Origin of the sequence: Psychrobacter sp. NZS113 (assembly GCF_015864825.1) — a bacterium.
In the GTDB taxonomy this organism is placed as follows: Bacteria; Pseudomonadota; Gammaproteobacteria; order Pseudomonadales; family Moraxellaceae; genus Psychrobacter.
The window spans coordinates 1-500 of sequence record NZ_JADYWL010000055.1; the positions used below are offsets into that span (position 1 = coordinate 1).

Here is a 500-nt window from a genome sequence, read left to right on the forward strand (position 1 = left end):
ATTATTGCTTTATTTGAGCTGAATTCATTACTGCCTGCTGATCAGCAAAGTAACGTAAATACACGTTTAAATACGCTCATTCAAAACAAGCTACGCACATTAACAGATCAACAAAATTGGCAAGCTATTATTGAGCAAACACAAATTTGGCTTGATTATAAAAGCGATAACGCGCAGTTTTTATATCCGCTTGCGTATGCCTACTATCAGCAAGGCGATTTAATTAGTGCACAAGCAACCCTTGATCGAATGCCAAACCAGCACAATCTAAAAAGCCAAGTGCAAACACTGCAAGCTATGATCAATAAAGCGCAATCGCAAGACGACTTCGTTGCCTTAACGCCTTACGGCGTGCATTACTTAATAAACACCGAAATCAATAATAACCTATCGACCGAGCTAATGATTGATACAGGCGCAAGCGTAACCTCGCTACCTACAAATATTATTGAGCAAATTTCGCCACGACCTTTGTATTTAGGCGATGTAACGGTCAACAC

General features: G+C 39.8%; 1 protein-coding gene. It reads left to right on the forward strand.

Annotated elements, in window-relative coordinates; genetic code table 11:
- On the forward strand, positions 1–500 hold a 500-nt coding region (locus I6E61_RS14105; protein ID WP_197135317.1), incomplete at both ends, for a tetratricopeptide repeat protein.